Source organism: Photobacterium sp. DNB22_13_2 (genome assembly GCF_052873915.1).
Genome location: NZ_JBNNXU010000165.1, coordinates 1 through 264, shown reverse-complemented (window position 1 = coordinate 264; position 264 = coordinate 1). Strand labels below are relative to the sequence as shown.

1 protein-coding gene is annotated in these 264 nt (G+C 73.5%); it reads left to right on the top strand.

Going from position 1 to position 264, the window contains the following annotated elements; genetic code table 11:
* Positions 1-264, top strand: a 264-nt coding sequence (locus ACVA58_RS28220; protein ID WP_446513544.1) for a hypothetical protein, incomplete at both ends; no start/stop codon positions are given.

Sequence of the window (264 nt, the reverse complement as noted above, 5' to 3'; positions counted from 1 at the left end):
CGCGCGGAATCCGGTCGCGCTGACCCGCGCCTGTCGACGCTGATGGCCGTGGCCGGCGCGCTGGGGCTGGAAGTCGTGCTGGCCCCGCGCGAGGCGGTTGCCGAGATCGAGCGCGTGATTGCCAGCCATCCGACCCAGCCGCTGCAAGGCGGCGTGTCGAGCACCGAGGCCAGCCAGTCCGGTTCAATGGGCGGCTCGACGGGCGGTCACGGCCTGGCAGGCCAGTATCGCGGTCCGGAGCGTACCCCGCAGGCGGCCTACCAC